The organism is Burkholderia sp. HMSC10F09, from assembly GCF_001806955.1.
In the GTDB taxonomy this organism is placed as follows: domain Bacteria; phylum Pseudomonadota; class Gammaproteobacteria; order Burkholderiales; family Burkholderiaceae; genus Burkholderia; species Burkholderia multivorans.
Genome location: NZ_KV786628.1, coordinates 30,140 through 49,373, shown reverse-complemented (window position 1 = coordinate 49,373; position 19,234 = coordinate 30,140). Strand labels below are relative to the sequence as shown.

The window sequence follows — 19,234 nt, the reverse complement described above, 5'->3', positions numbered from 1 at the left end:
CGTTACGTGCGCGGCGATCGTTGCTGCTCGGTAGCGGGCGACTCCTCTTGTGACGGCGACTGACGAAACGGCAACATGACTATCGCGCTGGGATCCCGCCACTCTACCGGCGACGCGCAGGCCACCGGCGTCACCATTTGCGGCCGGAGTGAGACAATGCTCTCCGTTTGTCGAGACAAGTTGAAATGCCCGGTAGGTCGCGAGGCGGTCGCTAGTCACCGGTCAACTTTAGGATTAAAGTCAACGTTGATTCCAATAGTTTTTTTGGGTGTGGCGTGAAAATCGGAGAGTTGGCGAAGCGCAGTGGTCTCACGGCCTCACGTATTCGTTTCTATGAGGCAGAGGGATTGATCAGGGTGGAGCGCCAAGCGAATGGCTATCGGGAGTATCCCCCGGAGGCGGGAATTCTCCTGGGGTTGATCTCGATCGCGCAGCAGGCGGGGTTTACGCTCGAGCAGATTCGGCAACTGCTGCCGGTCGGCCCGGGCGCATGGGACCATGGCGCATTGCTGGATGCACTCAAGCAGAAGGTGGATGAGATCGACACCATTCGCAAGCGTCTCGACCATACCCGAGCCCAACTTGTCGTCGCGATCGAGAGTATCGAGGACAGGCCGGACGGAATTGAATGTGTCGACAACAAGAAGCGCGTGCTGGACCGTCTCCGTGAAGCAGGGATTACGCCGGATCTAGGCAAACTCGACGGTTCCACCACCGGCTGAGGTGCGTGCCGGCGGCCACTACGACCGTTACCGAATGAACCGGGACCTCGACGAGGTGGCGAGAGATCCTGCCGCAGGAAACATCGATTTTTTGCAGAATTCCGAAACTGATCGCCGCATCCACGGTTGATCCGAAGTGGGCGCCAAACTTCTACTACCGCTCAAGTAACGTTCAGCTGCTGTTCCCGTCACCTGCCGAGCGCTGAAGTGTGTTGCGCTATGTTTTTCGATATGCAGTCAATCGTGATGTAGCGTCTCGATGACGAGCTCGCGGAACCAGCGGATCCCTTCGTCATTGTCGAAGTTGCGATGCCAATGGACGGTGGATTCAATCTCTGGAATTTCCGCCGGCATCGGATAGATCGAGAACTGGCCCGTTTCATTGAACATGAGCGCCGCGCCTTTATGAAGCGTCACCATCCAGTTCGTGCGCTGCAGGATCTGCGGAACCACCGTGAAGTGGGGCACGCGTAGCGCAATCCGTCGGTGCAAACCCTGCGTGCGCAAGATATCGTCGATCGCAAGGTGGCTGCTGTCGCTGGTCGTCACGCTCACATGCAGAAACTCCAGAAATTTTTGCCGCGACAACTTCCGGGCCGGTAGCCCGTCGCGCTTGCGCGTCATGCACACAAACTCGTCGCGAAACAGCAGCGCGTGATTGGTGACCGGCAGGAGCGACGGAAGATTGCCGATAGCGAGATCGATCTGCCCGAGTCGCAATTTCTCCTCGACCTCGCGCAGCGGCACTTGCTCGGCGGCCAACCGCACCTCCGGCGCAATGCGCTGCAATTTCTCGCAGATGCGCGGCAGAAAAACGTGTTCGCCAATGTCGGACATGGCCAGCCGAAACTCGCGCGTACTCGTCGCGGGATCGAACTCTTCGCTTTGCCGCAATGCTTCGCGGATCGACGCGATGGCGTTGCTAAGCGGGACAGCCAATCTTTCCGCGGTCGCCGTGGGCAACATTCCATCAGGCGTCCGAACAAAAAGCGGATCGTCGAACAGTGAGCGCAGACGCCCCAGCGAATAACTGATCGTGGGCTGCGACAAATGAAGCCGCTGCGCCGCACGCGTGAGGCTGCGCTCTTCGAGAATCACCTGGAAGACGCGCAGCAGGTTCAGATCGATGCTATGAAAATTGATCACGTCTATGTACACAAGAAAATTGATCGATTTGACCGATATCTTAGCCGAACCTAGACTGGCCTCACACATAGGAGAGGCAAGTGTTCATGGAACTGACAGATACGATCGTCGAACAGTGTGCAGACGAACCAGCGGTTGTCTCGTTGCGCACTTTGCCGGCCTTGCTGGCAGCACGCGTTGCCCGAAACGCCGAGGGACCGCTTTTTTCAGACGGAACCACGGTATGGAGCGGCGCCGATGCCATCGAGATCGCGGCGCGCCGAGCCGGCACACTGGCCGCACATGGCATCAAGCGCGGTGATCGCGTCGCATTGCTCTGCGGAAACCGTGCGGAATTCATGGAAGTCGTCCTCGGCTGCGGCTGGCTCGGCGCGGTGGTCGTGCCGATCAACACCGCGTCGCGCGGTCCGCAGCTCGAGCATATCCTGCGTAACTCCGGCGCGCGCTTGCTGGTCGCCGAAGCGCATCTTGTGGATGTCGTGCACGCGCTCGATGCGCGAGATCTCCCGCTCGAGCACATCTGGCTTATCGACGAACCGGCGGCGAATTCGCTGGCGCCCCGTTACAGCACGACGCCGCTTCCGCGAGCAACCGAGTCGATTCCGGCCGCGGACGTCGACGAAGGCGATGCTTTTGCCGTGCTCTATACCTCCGGAACGTCGGGGTTGTCCAAAGGCGTGATCTGCCCGCATGCGCAGTTCTACTGGTGGGGATACAACACTGCGCGCGATCTGGGCGTTGTCGCCGGCGACATCTTGTACACATGCTTGCCGCTGTTTCATACGAACGCGTTGAACAGTTTTTTTCAGGCCATGTTGCACGACGCGCAACTGGTCGTGGGCCGGCGTTTCTCTGCAAGCGGCTTCTTCGACGCGCTGGTGGCCACGCAAGCCACCGTCACGTTCGTTCTCGGTGCGATGGTGCCCATTCTGCTCGGCAGGCCGGTCACGGCGAACGAGCGTAAGCATCGGGTACGTGTGGCACTCGCACCGGGCGTGCCGGGACATTTCCAGGAAGAATTTACGGCGCGCTGCGGCATCGCGTTGATCGACGGGTACGGCTCGACGGAAACCAATGCCGTGATCGGCGGCGTCGCGAGCGTTCAACGCCCGGGATATATGGGCAGGCTGGCTGAAGGCTTCGAAGCGCGCGTCGTCGACGAGCACGATCGGCCGGTCCCGGACGGCCAGCCCGGCGAGCTGATCCTGCGAGCGAGCGAGCCGTTTTCCTTTGCCAACGGCTATCTGGGCATGCCGGCCGAAACGGTGAAGGCCTGGCGCAATCTGTGGTTTCACACCGGCGACCGCGTCATACGCGAAGCCGACGGCTATTTCCGTTTCGTCGATCGTCAGAAGGATGCGATTCGCCGCCGCGGCGAGAACATCTCGTCGTACGAGGTCGAGCAGGTGCTGTTGAGCCATCCGTCGGTCGAGACCGCAGCGGTATTTGCCGTGAAGTCCGCGCTCGCCGAAGACGAGGTGATGGCCGTCATCGGCCTGCGAGACGGCGAGGCGCTGGAGCCACTCGATCTGATCCGCTACTGCGAACCGCGATTGCCCTACTTCGCCGTGCCGCGCTATCTGGACTTCGAGCAAGAGCTGCCGAAGACGGAAAACGGAAAGATCCAGAAGTTCAAGTTACGGGAAACCGGCGTGACTGCGACGACGTGGGATCTGGAAATGTCGGGATACCAGCTCAAGCGTCGATGACGCGAAGGTCGCTATTTTCCTGAAGGCGCGGCGGACAGGTTCGCGACAGGGCGATCCGCTTCAACGCTTGGCAACTGAGACAGCAGCAATGAGTACATCTCGAATGTACACATGGAGCCTCCCATGACTAGCATGAGAACGTTTTCTGCCGCGAGCACGCCCCCTCAAGTGGCGCCCGAGCTCCCGACGGCGTCTGTCGACGAAAGGTCCCTGCGGCGAATCGTGTTCGCGTCCGTCGCGGGGAACGCGCTCGAGTGGTATGACTTTTTCCTGTACAGCACGGCCGCAGCGCTCGTTTTCGGCGAGCTGTTCTTTCCGAAAGGAACCGATCCGCTCGTGGGCACGCTGGTCGCATTCGCGGGCTTTTCCGTCGGGTTCGCCGCGCGTCCGTTGGGTGGCGCGCTGTTCGGGCACATCGGCGACCGCTACGGTCGAAAGAGCGCCCTCGTGTGGACGCTGTCGATCATGGGAGGCGCGACGTTCCTGATCGGCTTCCTGCCGACTTACCCTCAGGTCGGCCTGTGGGCGCCGGTGCTGCTGATGGTCCTGCGCATCCTGCAAGGCATCGCGGCCGGCGGGGAATGGGGGGGCGCAGTGCTGATGATCAGCGAGTCAGCGCCGCCCGAGCGGCGTGGATTTTACGCGTCGATGAGCCAGATCGGCGTCGGCGGCGGCTTCGTGCTGTCGGCCAGTGTTTTCTTCGTCGTGCAGATGTTGCCGAAGGACGCGTTCATGGCGTGGGGCTGGCGCATTCCGTTTCTGCTGTCGATCGCGATTTTCGGTGTGGGCGTCTATATCCGTTCGAGGTTGCCCGAGAGCGCCGAGTTCGCGAAGGCCGAGGCCGAAGGCAGACGGGCGCGGATGCCGGTGCTCGATGTGATCCGCAAGCATCCGAAGGAAGTGCTGATGGCAATGGGGCTGCGCGTGGCGGAAAACGGCGCGTCATACATCGTCATTGCGTTCGCGCTCGTTTATGGGAAGTTCATCGGCGTACCGAACCAGATCATGCTCGCTGGCGTGATCGTCTCGATGGCTGTCGAACTGATCACGCTGATGTTGTGGGGCCGCCTGTCCGATCGCCTGGGCCGCAAGCCCGTGTACATGATCGGTGCCGTCGGCGTCGTGATCATCGCGTTCCCGTTTTTCTGGCTCCTCGATACGAAGGTCCCGGCGCTCATCTGGCTGGCCTTCCTGCTCGGCAATGCCGTGTGTCACGGCGCGATGCTCGGCACGCAACCGGCCTTGATGGGCGAGCTGTTCAGCACGGAGGTGCGTTACTCGGGGATGGCGCTCGGTCACGAGGTGTCGTCGGTCTTCGCAGGCGGCTTGTCGCCGATGCTGGCGACGGCGCTGCTCGCGCACTACCACGCAGCGTGGCCGGTGGCATTGCTGATGGCGGCCCTGGGGATGATCACCGTGATCTCGCTGTTGTTCACCCATGAGACGGTTGCCCGTCGCGAGCGTTGAGCGTCGCACGCAAGGAGATCGAATATGACACTCGAGCAATGCGACGACGTGCTGCTGACCGCCGCGGTGGAAGTACCGTACCAGCGACACGCGCCGTCGGATTCCACCGGCGACCTGCTGGCCCGCGCGTTTGCCGCTGCCCTTGATGACTCGGGGTTTTCGGCGAAAGACATCGACGGTCTCGGCGTCGCGTCTTTTACGCTGGCTCCGGACCATGCGATCGACCTCGCGTGGCGGCTCGGGATCAGCCCGCGCTGGAGCATGGACGATTGTCACGGTGGAGCAAGCGCGATCAACCTGCTGCAGCACGCCATACGCGCGGTTCAGCATGGTGACGCGAAGGTGATTGCGCTGGTGTCCGGCGATCGGTTCGAGCCGGCCGACTTCAAGCAGCTCGTCGATCACTACAACCTGACGACGCGCACCTGGCTGCGGCCGCTCGAGCTCGGCGGGCCGAACGGACTGTTCGCGATGCTCACGCAACGTCACGCGCAGCATCACGGCCTGACCCGCCGCGACTATGGGGCGCTTTGCGTCGCGCAACGTGCGTGGGCGGCACTGAATCCGAACGCCGTCTATCGCACGCCGCTGACGATCGAAGACTATCTCGACGCGCCGATCGTCGCCGATCCGTTGGGACGATTCGATTGCGTCCCCGTTGTCAGCGGCGCCAACGCGGTGATCGTCGCGCGCGCCGATCTCGTGCGCCAGGCCAGGAACGTCCGTGTGCGTTCGCTGCAATGCCTTTACAACAGCGACCACCAGACGGGCGACGGCACTCGCACTTCACTGGCTGCGATCGCCGGCGAATTGTGGCGACAGGCAGGCGTCACGCCCGACGACATCGACATGGTCTCGGTCTACGACGACTACCCGGTGATGGCGATTGCGCAACTGGACGATCTCGGCTTCGCGCCCGACGGCGACTTGCGCGCGATGATCGCGCGCATCGAATCGCGCGCGCTGCCGGCGAATACATCCGGTGGTCAACTGTCCGCCGGGCAGGCAGGCGCCGCGGGCGGCATGCATGGGCTCGTCGAGGCGATCACTCAGCTGCGCGGACGGGCAGGCGAGCGGCAGGTGCCGAATGCCCGGCTGGCGGTCGTCAGTGGCTACGGCATGGTCGAGTATCGCTACGGCATGTGTGCGAATGCCGTCGTGCTGGAAGCGGTTGAGCGGGGTGCGCAATGAAACTCGAGGTATTCCAGTGCAAGCAATGCGGTTCGACAGTGTTTCCGGCGCGCTATTTCTGTTTTGAATGCGGCGGCGCCGAGTGGCGCGAGCGAGCGGTCGAACACGGCCGTGTCGGCGAATTGACGACCGTGCGCCGTCGCGTCGGCGCACAAGACGGCGGCGACGTGCTTCTTGCCAGCGTGACGACGGATGCCGGCCCGACCGTCATCGCGCGGCTCGAAGGCGCGGTGCGAACGGGCGACCGCGTCCGCGTTGCAGTCGACGAACAGAACCGCGTTGTCGTGCTGCCGATCGCCTGACCCACGCGGAAATGTGTTCGTCGAACGAGGCCGGTCGCACCGGCGGGTAGGCGTCGGGATCCGGGCACGCTCGGACATGTGCACGGAACGGCAAAATTTATCAAGCAGGAGAAGGGTGTGACATCTCAATTGACTTCGACCTTGCGCGACCCGCAGCTGTTGCGCCATTACATCAACGGTGAGTTTGTGGCGAGCGACACACGCTTTCCAAACCTGAGTCCGGTCGACGGTCGCAAGCTGGCCGACGTCTGCGAAGCAGATGCCGCGCTCGTCGATAGCGCCGTCCGTGCGGCTCACGCGGCGCAAAAGGCGGGCTGGCGCGACACGACGCCCGCGCAACGGGCGGCATGGCTGCATAAGATCGCGGACGGCATCGAGGCCCGCTTCGACGAATTCGTCGCGGCCGAAGTTGCCGATACCGGCCGGCCCGTCGCGCAGGCCCGCACCCTCGACATCGCACGCGGCATTGCCAATTTTCGGACCTTTGCCGATCTTGTCCGCACCGCAAACGGCGAGTATTTCGAAACCCATACGGCAGACGGCGGCGAGCTGATCAACTATGTGACGCGCAAGCCGCTCGGCGTGATCGGCATCATATCGCCATGGAATCTGCCTCTGCTGTTGCTCACGTGGAAGGTGGCACCGGCGCTGGCGATGGGCAACTGCGTGGTCGCCAAGCCCTCCGAGGAGACGCCCAGCTCTGCAACGTTGCTCGCCGAAGTCATGCACGAGGTCGGCTTGCCGCCGGGCGTCTTCAACCTGATTCATGGGCACGGGCAGAACGCGGCCGGCGAATTCCTGACGCGTCATCCGGGTATCAGCGCAATCACGTTCACCGGCGAGTCGCGCACCGGCAGCACGATCATGAAGGCCGTTGCGGACGGCGTGAAAGAGGTGTCGTTCGAGCTGGGCGGCAAGAACGCGGCTGTCGTGTTCGCGGACGCCGACTTCGATGCGGCGGTGGCCGGTGTGCTTCGATCCAGTTTCACCAACGCCGGTCAGGTCTGCCTGTGCAGCGAGCGCGTTTATGTGGAGCGGCCGATCTTCGAGCGCTTTGTCGCGGCGCTCAAGGAACAGGCGGAAGGATTGCGCGTTGGCGCGCCGGAAGATCCCACCACGACGATGGGGCCGCTCATTTCGCGCGGCCATCGCGACAAGGTGATGTCGTATTTCCGTCTTGCGGTCGAAGAAGGCGCGACTGTCGTGACCGGAGGCCGTGCACCGAGCTTTGGCGACGCACGGGACGACGGTGCGTTCGTGATGCCGACCATCTGGACTGGTTTGCCGGATTCCGCCCGGTGCGTCCGGGAAGAGATCTTCGGCCCGGTGTGCCACATCGCGCCGTTCGACGACGAAGACGAGGTCGTGAAGCGCGTCAACGACAGCGCTTATGGCCTGGCTGCCAGCATCTGGACGACTCAGCTTGCGCGCGGCCATCGGGTCGCGAGGCAGATCGAGACGGGCATCGTGTGGGTCAATGCGTGGTTCGTTCGCGATCTGCGCACGCCCTTCGGCGGCACCAAACTGTCGGGGCTGGGACGCGAGGGCGGCCGCCATTCGCTCGACTTCTATTCCGAATTGACGAACGTCTGCGTGAGGATCGCATGAATCCGACTACTTCAGCGCGCGTCGTGCCGGGCAAGGCCACGCCGCGCGGGCGCTTCCCGCATATCACGCGAGCCGGCGACTTTCTGTTCGTGTCCGGCACCAGTTCGCGACGTCCGGACAACACGATCGATGGCGCATCGGCGGACGAATTCGGCACGGCCACGCTCGATATCCGGCGCCAGACGCGCGCCGTGATCGAGAACCTGCGCGACATATTGAAGAGCGAGGGGGCGGACTTGTCGAACCTCGTTGAGATCTCGGCATTCCTCGTGAACATGAGCGATTTCGGCGGCTACAACGAAGTGTATGCGGCGTATTTCGACGAGTCGGGCCCGGCACGAACGACTGTCGCGGTTCACCAGCTGCCTCATCCGCATCTGCTCATCGAGATGAAGGCAGTGGCATACGTTCCCGCGCGCTGAAATGCGAACCGCGGGATCAACATGGCGATCCCTTTGAGTGAGACAAGCATGCTGAGTTATGGAAAGCCGTTCAACTTCCAGCGTTGGATCGACGAACACGCGCATTTATTGAAGCCGCCGGTCGGCAACCAGCAGATATGGCAGGACAGCGATTTCATCGTCACGGTGGTGGGTGGGCCGAATCATCGGACCGATTATCACGACGATCCGCTCGAGGAGTTTTTCTATCAACTGCGCGGCAACGCATATCTGAATCTGTGGATCGACGGCAAGCGCGAGCGCGTTGAACTGAACGAAGGCGACGTGTTTTTGTTGCCCCCGCATGTCCGTCACTCGCCGCAGCGGCCGGAGTCGGGCAGCGCGTGCCTCGTGATAGAGCGTCAACGTCCGGAAGGCGTCGTGGACGGATTCGAGTGGTATTGCGATGCATGCGGCGAGCGCGTTCACCGTGTCGAACTGCAGCTCAAGAGCATCGTCCGCGATCTGCCGCCGCTCTTCGATGCGTTTTACGCATCGGAGGAGCAGCGCCGCTGTCCGCGCTGCGGCGTCGTCCATCCGGGCAAGCCAGGCCGAACCGATTAACCGAACCCGTCCAGGGCAAACCAACATGACAGTGCGAATCGACATGCATGCCCACTTTTTTCCGCGTATTTCGCGGGAAGAAGCACGGACGCTCGATCCCGAGCATGCGCCGTGGCTCCGGGTCGATCCGGACGGCGACACCGGGACGATCGTGACCGGAGAGCGCGATTTCCGGCCCGTCTATCGGGCCTTGTGGGATCCCGCGACGCGGATCGCCGAGATGGACCGATGCGGCGTGGACATCCAGCTGATGTGCGCGACGCCCGTGATGTTCGGCTACCGGTACGACGCGGTAGCGGCGCATGAATGGGCCGCGCGAATGAACGATCGCGCGCTGGAATTCTGTTCGTACGCACCGGCGCGCCTGATGCCGCTGGCTCAAGTGCCGCTGCAGGACGTCGAACTGGCCTGTCGGGAAGCGTCGCGTGCCCGCCGCGCCGGCCATCGTGGCGTGCAGATCGGCAATCACCTCGGCCCGCGCGATCTCGACGACGATCAGCTGGTGGCGTTTCTGACGCATTGCGCGAACGACGACATACCGGTGCTCGTCCATCCGTGGGACATGATGACCGACGGCCGCATGAAAAAGTGGATGTTGCCGTGGCTCGTCGCGATGCCGGCCGAAACTCAGTTGAGCATCTTGTCGCTGATTCTTTCCGGCGCGTTCGAGCGCATTCCGAAGACGCTCAAGCTTTGCTTCGCGCATGGCGGCGGCAGCTTTGCGTTCCTGCTGGGGCGCGTGCAGAACGCGTGGGAGCAGCGAGACATCGTGCGCGAGAACTGCCCGAATCCGCCAATTTCGTACGTCGATCGTTTCCATGTCGATAGTGCCGTGTTCAGCGACGGCGCGTTGCGGTTGCTCGTGGAGACGATGGGCGAAGACCGTGTGTTGCTCGGCTCCGACTATCCGTTCCCGCTCGGCGAGCAGGTCGTCGGCGAACTGGTTGCGAACCATCCGCAATTGAGCGACGCAGCGAAGGAGAAAATCCTCGGCGTCAATGCGCAACGCTTTTTCAATCTGGTGGATGACACCCGCTCCGGAGATCGTCATGCAAATTGAAGGCTGCGTCGCATGTGTGACAGGCGCCGACCGCGGGCTCGGTGCGGGACTGCTTGAAGCGTTGCTGGCGCGGGGCGCGCGCAAGGTCTATGCGGGCGTCAGGCAAGCCGGCCGGCTTGCCGGCGATGATCCGCGCGTCGTGCCGGTCGAGCTGGACATCACGAACGTCGAGCAGGTGGCGACGGCGGCGGCGAGTGCCACGGACATCACGCTCCTGATCAACAACGCAGGGCTGAACCGGATGCAGCCGGTCCTGGAAGCCCATGACGCCGAAGCGGCGCGTGCCGAAATGGAAGTGAATTACTTCGGGACGTTGAACATGATGCGCGCGTTCTCACCGGCACTCAAAACGAACGGCGGCGCCATCGTCAACATCCTGTCGATACTCGCGCGCGTCGCGCTGCCGTCCATGGCGTCGCTGAGCGCATCGAAGGCCGCGGCGCTTCGAATGACGGAAGGCGCACGAGCCGAGCTCGCGCCGCATCACGTCCGCGTTATCTCCGTGCTGCCCGGACCGATCGATACGGAAATGAGCCGGGACGTTCCGCCGCCGAAGATCGCGGTACGGGAAGCAGTCGACGCCGTGCTCGCAGCATTGGAAGGCGAAGCGGACGAGGTCTACCTGGGCGCGATGGCGCAAGACATCGCACGTGCGCTCGCGGCGGATCGTCAGGCACTGCACGCGCGCCTTTTGACGCTTTGAGCGACCGCGGAAATCGTAACTACGTTGCATTGAGCAAAGGACGAAACAGATCATGAACGGTGAATACATCGACATCGACGCCGGTAACGGCCAAGCCTTCTCTGCGTACCTCGCGCGGCCCCGTCAAGGGTCCGGGCCGGGTCTGGTCCTGTTGCAGGAGATCTTCGGCATCAACGACTACATGAAGGAAACGGCCGATCGGTTTGCCGAAGAAGGGTATGTCGTGCTGGTGCCCGACCTGTTCTGGCGCATGAAGCGCGGCGTCAACCTCGGCTACACCGGCGAGGACTTCGCGACGGCGCTGCGATATAACGACGAGTTCGATGTCGATCTGGCAATCACCGACATCGCATCGACGATCAAGACGCTCCGCTCGCTCGACCAGCATGCTGGAAAGGTCGGCGCCGTAGGCTATTGCCTGGGCGGCAAGCTCGCGATGCTGGCGGCTGCCCGCACTGATATCGACTGCGCGGTGAGTTACTACGGTGTGGGGCTCGATGCCTATCTGGACGATATTCCCTCGATCCGATGCCCGATGGTGTTTCATTTCGCCGGTAATGACGCGCTGTGCCCCGAGGCAACGCGCGAGACGATCCAGTCAGCGCTTTGCGCGCTGCCTGCGGTCGAGCAATACGTGTATCCCGGGTGCGATCACGCGTTCGCGACGCCGAAGCGCGAGCATTTCGACAAGCCGGCGGCGATGATGGCCTATTCGCGCACCATCGCACTGTTGCGTAAAGTGCTCGGGCCCGTCTATGACCTGAATGCGCTGTGGGAACTGCACTGCTATCACGAATTCGATTCGCGCGATGTCGATTCGATCTTGCCGACCATGGTTTCCGCACCGTACGTCAACCATGTGCCGACCATGACGGGGGGCGTCGGCCACGACGATCTCAAACGCTTCTACAAGTATCACTTCGTTCACGCGAATCCGAAGGACACGCATTTCATTCCGATCTCGCGCACCATCGGCGCAGACCGCATCGTCGATGAATTCATTTTCTGCGCCACCCACGATCGCGAGATCGACTGGATGCTGCCCGGACTCGCCCCCACCGGCAAGTACATCGAGATTCCGATGCTGGCCGTCATCTGCTTCCGCGGCGACAAGCTGTACAACGAGCATATTTACTGGGACCAGGCTTCGGTTCTGGTGCAGATCGGCGTGCTCGATCCGACAGGACTGCCGGTTGCCGGCATCCGTACGGCAAAGAAACTGATAGACGAGACGTTGCCGAGCAACGAGTTGATGAGGAACTGGGCGTCGAGCGAAGGCAAGCCGATCTAAGGTTTTTCAGACCGCGGGAGCGTCATCGTCGGCGCGAGCCGGATCCGCCAGCCGGGCTTTGTTCTCAAAAGAAAATCGCGCCGCCGTTGCGGCGCATCAACCATACAGGTTCCATCATGAAGATAAAGTTAGGGGTACTGGCGGTCACGGTGATGGCGTCGACCTCGGCGTTGGCACAAAGCTCGGTGACCCTATACGGGATCATCTCGAACGGGCTCGGTTATGTCAGCAATCAGGGCGGCCACAGCAACTGGACGATGATAAGCGGCGCCAACCAGAACAATCGCCTGGGATTCAAGGTGACGGAAGATCTGGGCGGCGGCCTGTCAGCGGTCGGAATCCTGGAGAACGGCTTCGACAGCAACAGCGGCAAACTCGGGCAAGGCGGGCGGATGTTTGGACGGCAGGTATTTGTCGGCTTGTCGAGCCGGACGTACGGGACAATTACGTTCGGTCGACAGTACGACGTGCTGTGGGACTACCTGGACCGCATCGAACCCCAGGCGATGGGCCCCGGTCTTGGCGTCAGTGTCGGCAGCAACGACAACATCGAAGGCAATTTCCGCTACAGCAACGCCATCAAGTATGCAAGCCCGGTCTGGGGCGGCTTCGGATTCGAATCGCTGTATGCGTTCAGCAACAAGGCCGGCAGTTTCCAGCAAAACCGCGCGTTCAGTGCGGGCGTCAATTTCGACAGGCATACGCAGCGATATGCGCTGGTCTACGTCGAAATCGACCATCCGGGCACGGCCAATCCGAACGGTGCGGTGAGCGACGACTATGCCGGCGCGCCATTCCAGCTGTTTCATACCAGCCCGCTCAGTTCGTCGGTGGGCGTACGGAAACAGCGCGTGATCGCCGGAGGCGCCGAGTACGCGTTCGAGAAACTCCGCATCGGAGGCATCGTTTCCGATGTGCGCTACAACTATCTCGATAGCACGAGCCTGCATCTGGACAACCTTAGCGTTGTCGGTGTGTACCAGTTGACGCCGGCCCTGTTCGTATCGGCTGCGTACTTGTATACGCACGGCAGCTACGGTGGCGTCGTCTCGAACCCGCACTGGAACCAGGGGCAGGTGAGTGTCGACTATTTCCTGTCGAAGCGAACGGACGTCTATGCGTACGCCAACTACATCCGAGCGTCGGGATCCAACGCTCCCGCCGTGTTGTTCCTCTCGTCAAAATCGAGCACGAATGCGCAAACGGCTGTCGTGGTTGGGGTGCGTCACAAGTTCTGAGGTCGGGATCAGGCCGGTCGAGCGTCGACAAGCCGGGCGGTTGGACGGCCATGTCCGGCACGCGAGCCAGCAAGACCGACGCAGCAATCGATCACCGCCAATAGTACGTTGAGTGTCGGGCTCTATCAGGCTGGGTAATAGTTTGGATAACGGAATGAACACGATTCTCGACCGGATTGTCGAGTGCAAGACTCGTGAAGTGCGGCTGGCAGCCGAGCGCGTGCCCCAAACCGTCCTTCGAGAGATCGCAGCGACGGTCGACTCCAGGGACTTTATCGCTGCGCTTCGCGACAAGGCGGGACTGGGCTTACCTGGCGTCATTGCCGAGGTGAAAATGGCGAGCCCGTCCGAAGGGATCTTGCGGCCGGACTTCGACCCGGCGTCGATCGCGGCCTCGTACGAGGAAGCGGGCGCGGCCTGTCTGTCGGTGCTGACCGATCGGACGTTCTTCAACGGAAGCGCGTCGGACCTTCGCGCCGCGCGCGGTGCATCGAGCCTGCCGGTGCTTCGCAAGGACTTCATCGTAGACGCGTACCAGGTGTGGGAGGCACGTGCGATGGGCGCCGACTGCATCCTGCTGATAGCGGCGGTCCTCGATGGCAGCGCGATGCGCGAACTCGAAAGCCTCGCGTTCGAACTGGGCATGGCCGTGATCGTGGAAATCCACAGCGCGGATGAGCTGGATGCGGCACTCACGTTGAATACGCCGCTGATCGGCGTGAACAATCGCGATCTTGCGACGTTCTCCACAAATATTGAAACAACCCTTGTGATGCGCCGCCTGATCCCCGCCGACAGGATGGTCATTTCGGAATCGGGAATTCGAAGCGCGGACGATGTAAGAAAGCTCCGTTCGATAGGCGTCGATCATTTTCTGGTTGGCGAAGCACTGATTCGCGCCGAGCACCCCGGTGTTGCGCTCAAGCAGATGTTCTATTAGGCCGCGCTCCGCAGTATCGATCGATATTTTCTCGCACTAACAGCTGAGAGGTCATGAAAGCCATGCGAATTCAAGAGGCGGCTGCCGCGCTGCGTGATGCAGCAAAGACCCGCAAAACCATCCCGCCGTTGCGCGAGACATACGAGCAACTGAGCATCGACGACGCGTACGCGATTCAGCGGATCAATACGGATCGGCATCTGGCCGATGGTCGCCGCCTCGTCGGCTGCAAGATTGGCCTGACGTCGGTCGCGGTACAGAAGCAACTCGGCGTCGATCAGCCTGACTTCGGCATGTTGTTCGATCACATGGGCTATGGCGACAGCGAACCCATTCCCGCTGAAATCCTTACTCAGCCGAAAATCGAAGCCGAAATCGCGTTCGTCATCGGTCGCGATATCACGGTGACGAATCCCGGCCATCTGGACGTGCTCGGTGCCATCGAGTACGCGCTGCCGGCGCTGGAAATTGTCGGCAGCCGCATCGCGGACTGGAACATTCGCATCGCGGAGACGATTGCCGATAACGCGTCGTCGTGCGCGTACGTTCTGGGCACCCGTCCGTGCAGGCTGTCGAGCATCGACCTGCGTCTGTGCGGGATGGCGATGGAGCGGTGCGGGGAACTCGTCTCGGTGGGGGCAGGAGCCGCGTGCCTCGGCAATCCGCTCAACGCGGTCGTATGGCTTGCGCGAACGATGACGACGCTCGGCACCCCGCTCAAGGCCGGCGACCTGGTGTTGTCGGGAGCGTTGGGGCCGATGGTGGCTGTCCGCCCCGGCGACGTTTTCGACGCACGCATAAACGGGCTTGGCTCCGTCCGTGCAGTTTTTGACCACGATCGAAGCGAGGCACGCCAATGACCACGACGATGGAATACGCGCGGTTGCTCGACGACGCCGCAGTCAATGCGACCGAGGTGGCCCAGTTCGACCCGGAAAGCCGGCTGTCGCTCGATACGGCGTATGCGATTCAGGCCGCGTCGATACAACGGCGTGTCGAACGCGGCCACCGTCGCGTCGGTGTCAAGATGGGCTTTACCAGCCGCGCGAAGATGTTGCAAATGGGCCTGTCGGATGTGATCTGGGGACGCTTGACCGCCGACATGCAGATCGAGGAAGGCACGGCGATCGATTTTGCGCGATTCGTGCATCCGCGCGTCGAGCCCGAAATTGCCTTCGTTCTGAAGCGATCGCTCGACGGCGACGTGACAGCGCCACAGGCGTTGGCCGCTGTCGAGGCCGTCGCGCCCGCGCTCGAAATCATCGACTCGCGCTACAAGGACTTCAAGTTCACGTTGCCGGAAGTGATAGCGGACAACGCGTCGTCGAGCGGCTTCGTCATCGGTCCGTGGTGCGATCCTCATGTCGACCTGTCGAATCTTGGCCTCACGCTGAATATTGACGGACGCGTCGTGCAGGTGGGGTCGACCGCGGCATTGCTCGGCCATCCGTTGCGTTCGCTGGTTGCCGCTGCCCGGCTTTCAGCGCGCGCGGGCGAACCGCTGCAAGCCGGATGGGTCGTGATGGCCGGCGGCGCGACGCCGGCCGAATGGATCAAGCCGGGACAGCATGTGTCGGTCGATATCGAACGACTGGGCAGTGCGTGCTTCGACGTCAGGAACTGACGCGGTGCACGCGTTCTCGCGAACGCTCGCGGATAGTCGAATTGAGCATCCGGTGCGGCTGGCGTGTCGCCGCCCGCACTACCTGCGGACAGCGCTGTTCGGTTGGCCGTGCAGTCACATTGGGGAGTCGCAGATGAATGACAGGGTGAAGGTCGCGATCATCGGTCCCGGCAATATCGGCACCGATCTGATGATCAAGATAATGCGAAACAGCAGGCATCTGAAAATGGGCGCCATGGTCGGCGTCGATCCGAATTCGGAAGGGTTGGCGCGGGCGGCGCGCATGGACGTGGCGACGACGGCGGATGGCATCGACGGCTTGCTGCGGCTGGATGTATTCAAGGAAATCGATATCGTTTTCGATGCGACGTCGGCGGGCGCGCACGGACGTCACAATGAACTGCTGCAGGCGCACGGGGTTCAGGTGATCGACCTGACGCCTGCCGCGATCGGCCCGTATGTGGTCCCGTCGATCAATCTGGAAGCAGAAAGCGCGACAAACATGAACATGGTCACCTGCGGCGGGCAGGCCACGATTCCGATCGTCGCCGCTGTTTCGCGCGTGGCCAAGGTGCACTACGCGGAGATCGTCGCGTCGATCTCCAGCCGGTCCGCCGGCCCGGGAACGCGCGCGAATATCGACGAATTCACCGAAACGACGCGGGCCGCGATCGAAAAGCTCGGCGGCGCCGAGCGCGGTAAGGCGATTATCGTTCTCAATCCGGCGGAGCCGCCGTTGATCATGCGCGACACCGTGTTCGTGCTGTCGGACAACGCGGAGCCGGCGGCTGTCGAGGCCAGTATTGCCGAGATGGTCGGACGCGTGCAGGAATACGTCCCGGGTTATCGCCTGAAGCAGTCGGTGCAATTCGACGTAGTGCCGCCGGACAGGCCGCTCAACGTGCCGGGCATCGGGCCGCGGCACGGCTTGAAGACATCGGTGTTTCTCGAGGTAGAAGGCGCTGCGCACTATTTGCCTTCGTATGCAGGCAACCTCGACATCATGACGTCGGCGGCACTCGCCTGCGGCGACATGATGGCCCGGCGCCGGATGGCCGCCGGCATCGCTCGCGGCTTCAAGGAGACGACGCAATGACTTCAGCAGAAAAGAAGCTTTACATCTCGGACGTGACGTTGCGCGACGGCAGCCATGCGATCCGTCATCAATACGGCATCGACCATGTCAGGGCGATTGCCGCAGCGCTCGACGATGCCGGCGTCGACAGCATCGAGGTCGCTCACGGCGATGGCCTCCAGGGATCGAGCTTCAACTACGGATTCGGCGCCCATACCGACGTCGAGTGGATTGCAGCCGCTGCGGAAAGCGTCAAGCGGGCGAAGATCGCCACGCTGCTGATTCCCGGCATCGGAACCACCCATGATCTACGGCAGGCGTTCGATGCAGGCGCACGCGTCGTGCGCGTGGCAACGCATTGCACGGAAGCCGATGTATCGCGCCAGCATCTCGACTTTGCGCGCGAACTCGGTATGGATGCGGTGGGTTTTCTGATGATGAGCCACATGACGACCCCGCAGAAGCTGGCTGAGCAGGCGAAAATGATGGAAACGTTCGGCGCCACCTGCGTTTATGTGGTCGATTCCGGTGGTGCGCTCGGCATGAACGAGATCCGCGACAGGTTCCGTGCCCTCAAAGCGGTATTGAAAGCCGACACGCAAACCGGAATGCACGCGCATCACAACCTGAGCCTCGGCGTGGCCAACTCGCTGGTTGCCGTGGAGGAGGGATGCGATCGCATCGATGCGAGCCTGGCCGGCATGGGCGCGGGCGCGGGCAATGCGCCGCTCGAAGTGTTCATTGCGGCGGCACAGCGACAGGGCTGGAATCATGGCTGCGATTTGTACCGGCTCATGGACGCGGCCGACGATCTTGTCCGGCCGCTTCAGGATCGGCCGGTACGTGTCGACCGCGAAACGCTCGCGCTCGGTTTCGCCGGCGTTTATTCGAGCTTCCTGCGTCATGCGGAAGTCGCCGCCAGCAAATACGGGCTGAAGACCGTCGACATTCTGGTCGAACTGGGCAGACGCAAGATGGTCGGCGGCCAGGAAGACATGATCGTCGATGTCGCGCTGGATCTGTTAAAGCGGCGACAGCCGGCCACGAGCGATGCGCAGTGAGCCGTCGTGGCGGCGGCGTTGCCTTGTGTTTCTTCCACAGTCGCAGCGAGTGACTGCGACTCGATTCTGGTGAACCACCATGCGAACCCTGTCGGCTTCCCGTCAGCATCAACCGCTGGTCTATCGGTTGAATATCGGTGCAGTCAAAGTGACCGTCATCGCCGAGTCGGTCGCGCCGCTGCTGCGATGGCAAGAACTCTATCCCGACGCGACGGAGCAGTCCGTATCGGCATCCGTCGTTAGCACCGATCGCAAGCTCTACGACGTCGGCAGCGGGCGGCTGGTCATCGCTATCCAGGGCTTTCTGATTGAAAGCGGCCGTACCACGCTGATGGTCGACACTTGCGTCGGCGACTGCAAGGCCAGGGCGCGAGTCGAATTCAATGAAGCCCGTTTCGGCTGGCTGAGCCGGCTGCAGGCGGCCGGCATCCGCGCCGAGGACGTCGACAGGGTGCTTTCCACGCATCTGCACGTCGATCATGTCGGCTGCAACACCTACTACGCTGACGGCAGGTGGCGCCCCACGTTTCCCAACGCGCGCTACCTGTTCGTCAACGAGGAATTCGAGTTTTGGTCGAGCAAGCTGGCGAGATCGCCGCTGGAGAGAACCGGCGACTACATCGGCGACAGCGTATTGCCGCTTTTCGACGCCGGACTCGCCGATATGGTCGATTCGCGACATGTCATCGATTCGTCCATTCGCTTGATTCCTCTGCCCGGACATACGCCCGGTCATGTCGGCGTCTGCATCGAAAGCAATCGCGAGCGAGCGATTATTTCCGGCGACCTGTTTCATACGGCGCTGCAATTCGAAAATCCGGACTGGAGCACGAGGTTTTGTGTCGATCCCGAACAATCGCGTCGATCCAGGCGAGCGTTCTTCGAAGCACATGCCGACACCGATACACTGATTTTGCCGGCGCACTTTCCCTATCCGTGTGCGGGGTTCATTTGCCGCGAGGGGCGTGGCTACGCATTTCGATTTATCGGTTCAGAGAAGATATCGACAGTACTCTAGCCCGGCGCGGTGTTGTTCGATGAACTGGACGCGGAGCGGCGGTGTCGATGCGCAACGGCCGACATGGCCGACCGG

Annotated in this window: 19 protein-coding genes and 1 pseudogene; 19 read left to right on the top strand and 1 reads right to left on the bottom strand. The window is 62.1% G+C overall.

Translation table 11 applies throughout. The features are described 5' to 3' along the window. Positions 1-275 precede the first annotated feature (275 nt). Positions 276-722, top strand: a complete 447-nt coding sequence (locus HMPREF3115_RS08635; RefSeq protein ID WP_035946253.1) for a MerR family transcriptional regulator — start codon at positions 276-278, stop codon at positions 720-722. A gap of 1 nt (position 723) precedes the next feature. Further along, positions 724-925, top strand: a pseudogene (locus tag HMPREF3115_RS32300) (acetoacetate decarboxylase); the annotation flags it as partial. Between the two features lie 34 nt (positions 926-959). Here HMPREF3115_RS32300 and HMPREF3115_RS08630 read toward each other — a convergent pair. Next, a complete protein-coding gene (locus tag HMPREF3115_RS08630) occupies positions 960-1,868 on the bottom strand; it encodes a LysR family transcriptional regulator (protein WP_035487900.1) in 909 nt (302 codons plus the stop codon). 86 nt (positions 1,869-1,954) lie between these two features. Between HMPREF3115_RS08630 and HMPREF3115_RS08625 the strand changes: the two genes are divergently transcribed. The 17 genes from HMPREF3115_RS08625 to HMPREF3115_RS08545 all read left to right on the top strand — a co-directional run bounded on the left by HMPREF3115_RS08625 (position 1,955) and on the right by HMPREF3115_RS08545 (position 19,159). Continuing rightward, entirely contained in the window at positions 1,955-3,577 is a 1,623-nt protein-coding gene (locus tag HMPREF3115_RS08625; RefSeq protein WP_059937558.1) for an ATP-dependent acyl-CoA ligase, read from the top strand. 111 nt (positions 3,578-3,688) lie between these two features. Then, positions 3,689-5,044 (top strand): MFS transporter, encoded by a 1,356-nt coding sequence (locus tag HMPREF3115_RS08620; RefSeq protein WP_006404116.1) that lies wholly within the window; start codon positions 3,689-3,691, stop codon positions 5,042-5,044. A gap of 24 nt (positions 5,045-5,068) precedes the next feature. Continuing rightward, positions 5,069-6,235 carry a thiolase family protein gene (locus tag HMPREF3115_RS08615; protein ID WP_070554114.1) on the top strand — a complete coding sequence of 389 codons (1,167 nt, stop codon included), beginning with the start codon at positions 5,069-5,071 and terminating at the stop codon, positions 6,233-6,235. Further along, positions 6,232-6,537, top strand: coding sequence for a Zn-ribbon domain-containing OB-fold protein (locus HMPREF3115_RS08610; protein ID WP_006404114.1), 306 nt, complete (start codon positions 6,232-6,234; stop codon positions 6,535-6,537). The genes HMPREF3115_RS08615 and HMPREF3115_RS08610 overlap by 4 nt, the downstream gene beginning before the upstream one ends. A gap of 117 nt (positions 6,538-6,654) precedes the next feature. Beyond that, the gene (locus tag HMPREF3115_RS08605) at positions 6,655-8,145 is read left to right on the top strand and encodes a 2-hydroxymuconic semialdehyde dehydrogenase (RefSeq protein ID WP_070554112.1); all 1,491 of its coding nucleotides are present in this window, start codon (positions 6,655-6,657) and stop codon (positions 8,143-8,145) included. Beyond that, entirely contained in the window at positions 8,142-8,567 is a 426-nt protein-coding gene (locus tag HMPREF3115_RS08600; protein WP_006404112.1) for a RidA family protein, read from the top strand. Before HMPREF3115_RS08605 ends, HMPREF3115_RS08600 begins: the two co-directional genes overlap by 4 nt. A gap of 48 nt (positions 8,568-8,615) precedes the next feature. Then, positions 8,616-9,149, top strand: coding sequence for a 3-hydroxyanthranilate 3,4-dioxygenase (locus HMPREF3115_RS08595; RefSeq protein ID WP_006404111.1), 534 nt, complete (start codon positions 8,616-8,618; stop codon positions 9,147-9,149). A 25-nt stretch (positions 9,150-9,174) separates the two neighbouring features. Next, a complete protein-coding gene (locus HMPREF3115_RS08590; protein WP_070554111.1) occupies positions 9,175-10,209 on the top strand; it encodes an amidohydrolase family protein in 1,035 nt (344 codons plus the stop codon). Beyond that, positions 10,199-10,912: an SDR family NAD(P)-dependent oxidoreductase gene (locus tag HMPREF3115_RS08585; protein ID WP_006409489.1), complete on the top strand. Its 714-nt coding sequence runs from the start codon at positions 10,199-10,201 to the stop codon at positions 10,910-10,912. The genes HMPREF3115_RS08590 and HMPREF3115_RS08585 overlap by 11 nt, the downstream gene beginning before the upstream one ends. A 52-nt stretch (positions 10,913-10,964) precedes the next feature. Next, the gene (locus HMPREF3115_RS08580) at positions 10,965-12,203 is read left to right on the top strand and encodes a dienelactone hydrolase family protein (RefSeq protein ID WP_006409479.1); all 1,239 of its coding nucleotides are present in this window, start codon (positions 10,965-10,967) and stop codon (positions 12,201-12,203) included. A gap of 116 nt (positions 12,204-12,319) precedes the next feature. Further along, positions 12,320-13,441 (top strand): porin, encoded by a 1,122-nt coding sequence (locus HMPREF3115_RS08575; protein WP_227747553.1) that lies wholly within the window; start codon positions 12,320-12,322, stop codon positions 13,439-13,441. A gap of 154 nt (positions 13,442-13,595) precedes the next feature. Beyond that, positions 13,596-14,381, top strand: a complete 786-nt coding sequence (gene trpC / locus HMPREF3115_RS08570) for an indole-3-glycerol phosphate synthase TrpC (protein ID WP_070554138.1) — start codon at positions 13,596-13,598, stop codon at positions 14,379-14,381. A gap of 62 nt (positions 14,382-14,443) precedes the next feature. Continuing rightward, positions 14,444-15,241: a 2-keto-4-pentenoate hydratase gene (locus HMPREF3115_RS08565; RefSeq protein ID WP_083302175.1), complete on the top strand. Its 798-nt coding sequence runs from the start codon at positions 14,444-14,446 to the stop codon at positions 15,239-15,241. Then, complete coding sequence (locus tag HMPREF3115_RS08560; RefSeq protein ID WP_070554107.1) at positions 15,238-16,005, top strand: 2-keto-4-pentenoate hydratase; 768 nt, start codon at positions 15,238-15,240, stop codon at positions 16,003-16,005. Before HMPREF3115_RS08565 ends, HMPREF3115_RS08560 begins: the two co-directional genes overlap by 4 nt. Before the next feature lie 133 nt (positions 16,006-16,138). After that, complete coding sequence (locus HMPREF3115_RS08555; RefSeq protein WP_070554105.1) at positions 16,139-17,101, top strand: acetaldehyde dehydrogenase (acetylating); 963 nt, start codon at positions 16,139-16,141, stop codon at positions 17,099-17,101. Beyond that, positions 17,098-18,141 (top strand): 4-hydroxy-2-oxovalerate aldolase, encoded by a 1,044-nt coding sequence (gene dmpG / locus HMPREF3115_RS08550; RefSeq protein WP_006409488.1) that lies wholly within the window; start codon positions 17,098-17,100, stop codon positions 18,139-18,141. Before HMPREF3115_RS08555 ends, dmpG begins: the two co-directional genes overlap by 4 nt. Positions 18,142-18,220: 79 nt before the next feature. Further along, a complete protein-coding gene (locus HMPREF3115_RS08545; protein WP_070554103.1) occupies positions 18,221-19,159 on the top strand; it encodes an MBL fold metallo-hydrolase in 939 nt (312 codons plus the stop codon). Positions 19,160-19,234 lie beyond the last annotated feature (75 nt).

What these genes read in the sequence shown, in the direction of transcription:
- HMPREF3115_RS08625 (WP_059937558.1), top strand. Translation starts at nt 1,955, where the DNA reads ATGGAACTGACAGATACGATCGTCGAACAGTGTGCAGACGAACCAGCG.
- HMPREF3115_RS08620 (WP_006404116.1), top strand. Translation starts at nt 3,689, where the DNA reads ATGGAGCCTCCCATGACTAGCATGAGAACGTTTTCTGCCGCGAGCACG.
- HMPREF3115_RS08615 (WP_070554114.1), top strand. Translation starts at nt 5,069, where the DNA reads ATGACACTCGAGCAATGCGACGACGTGCTGCTGACCGCCGCGGTGGAA.
- HMPREF3115_RS08610 (WP_006404114.1), top strand. Translation starts at nt 6,232, where the DNA reads ATGAAACTCGAGGTATTCCAGTGCAAGCAATGCGGTTCGACAGTGTTT.
- HMPREF3115_RS08600 (WP_006404112.1), top strand. Translation starts at nt 8,142, where the DNA reads ATGAATCCGACTACTTCAGCGCGCGTCGTGCCGGGCAAGGCCACGCCG.
- HMPREF3115_RS08595 (WP_006404111.1), top strand. Translation starts at nt 8,616, where the DNA reads ATGCTGAGTTATGGAAAGCCGTTCAACTTCCAGCGTTGGATCGACGAA.
- HMPREF3115_RS08590 (WP_070554111.1), top strand. Translation starts at nt 9,175, where the DNA reads ATGACAGTGCGAATCGACATGCATGCCCACTTTTTTCCGCGTATTTCG.
- HMPREF3115_RS08585 (WP_006409489.1), top strand. Translation starts at nt 10,199, where the DNA reads ATGCAAATTGAAGGCTGCGTCGCATGTGTGACAGGCGCCGACCGCGGG.
- HMPREF3115_RS08580 (WP_006409479.1), top strand. Translation starts at nt 10,965, where the DNA reads ATGAACGGTGAATACATCGACATCGACGCCGGTAACGGCCAAGCCTTC.
- HMPREF3115_RS08575 (WP_227747553.1), top strand. Translation starts at nt 12,320, where the DNA reads ATGAAGATAAAGTTAGGGGTACTGGCGGTCACGGTGATGGCGTCGACC.
- trpC (WP_070554138.1), top strand. Translation starts at nt 13,596, where the DNA reads ATGAACACGATTCTCGACCGGATTGTCGAGTGCAAGACTCGTGAAGTG.
- HMPREF3115_RS08565 (WP_083302175.1), top strand. Translation starts at nt 14,444, where the DNA reads ATGCGAATTCAAGAGGCGGCTGCCGCGCTGCGTGATGCAGCAAAGACC.
- HMPREF3115_RS08560 (WP_070554107.1), top strand. Translation starts at nt 15,238, where the DNA reads ATGACCACGACGATGGAATACGCGCGGTTGCTCGACGACGCCGCAGTC.
- HMPREF3115_RS08555 (WP_070554105.1), top strand. Translation starts at nt 16,139, where the DNA reads ATGAATGACAGGGTGAAGGTCGCGATCATCGGTCCCGGCAATATCGGC.
- dmpG (WP_006409488.1), top strand. Translation starts at nt 17,098, where the DNA reads ATGACTTCAGCAGAAAAGAAGCTTTACATCTCGGACGTGACGTTGCGC.
- HMPREF3115_RS08545 (WP_070554103.1), top strand. Translation starts at nt 18,221, where the DNA reads ATGCGAACCCTGTCGGCTTCCCGTCAGCATCAACCGCTGGTCTATCGG.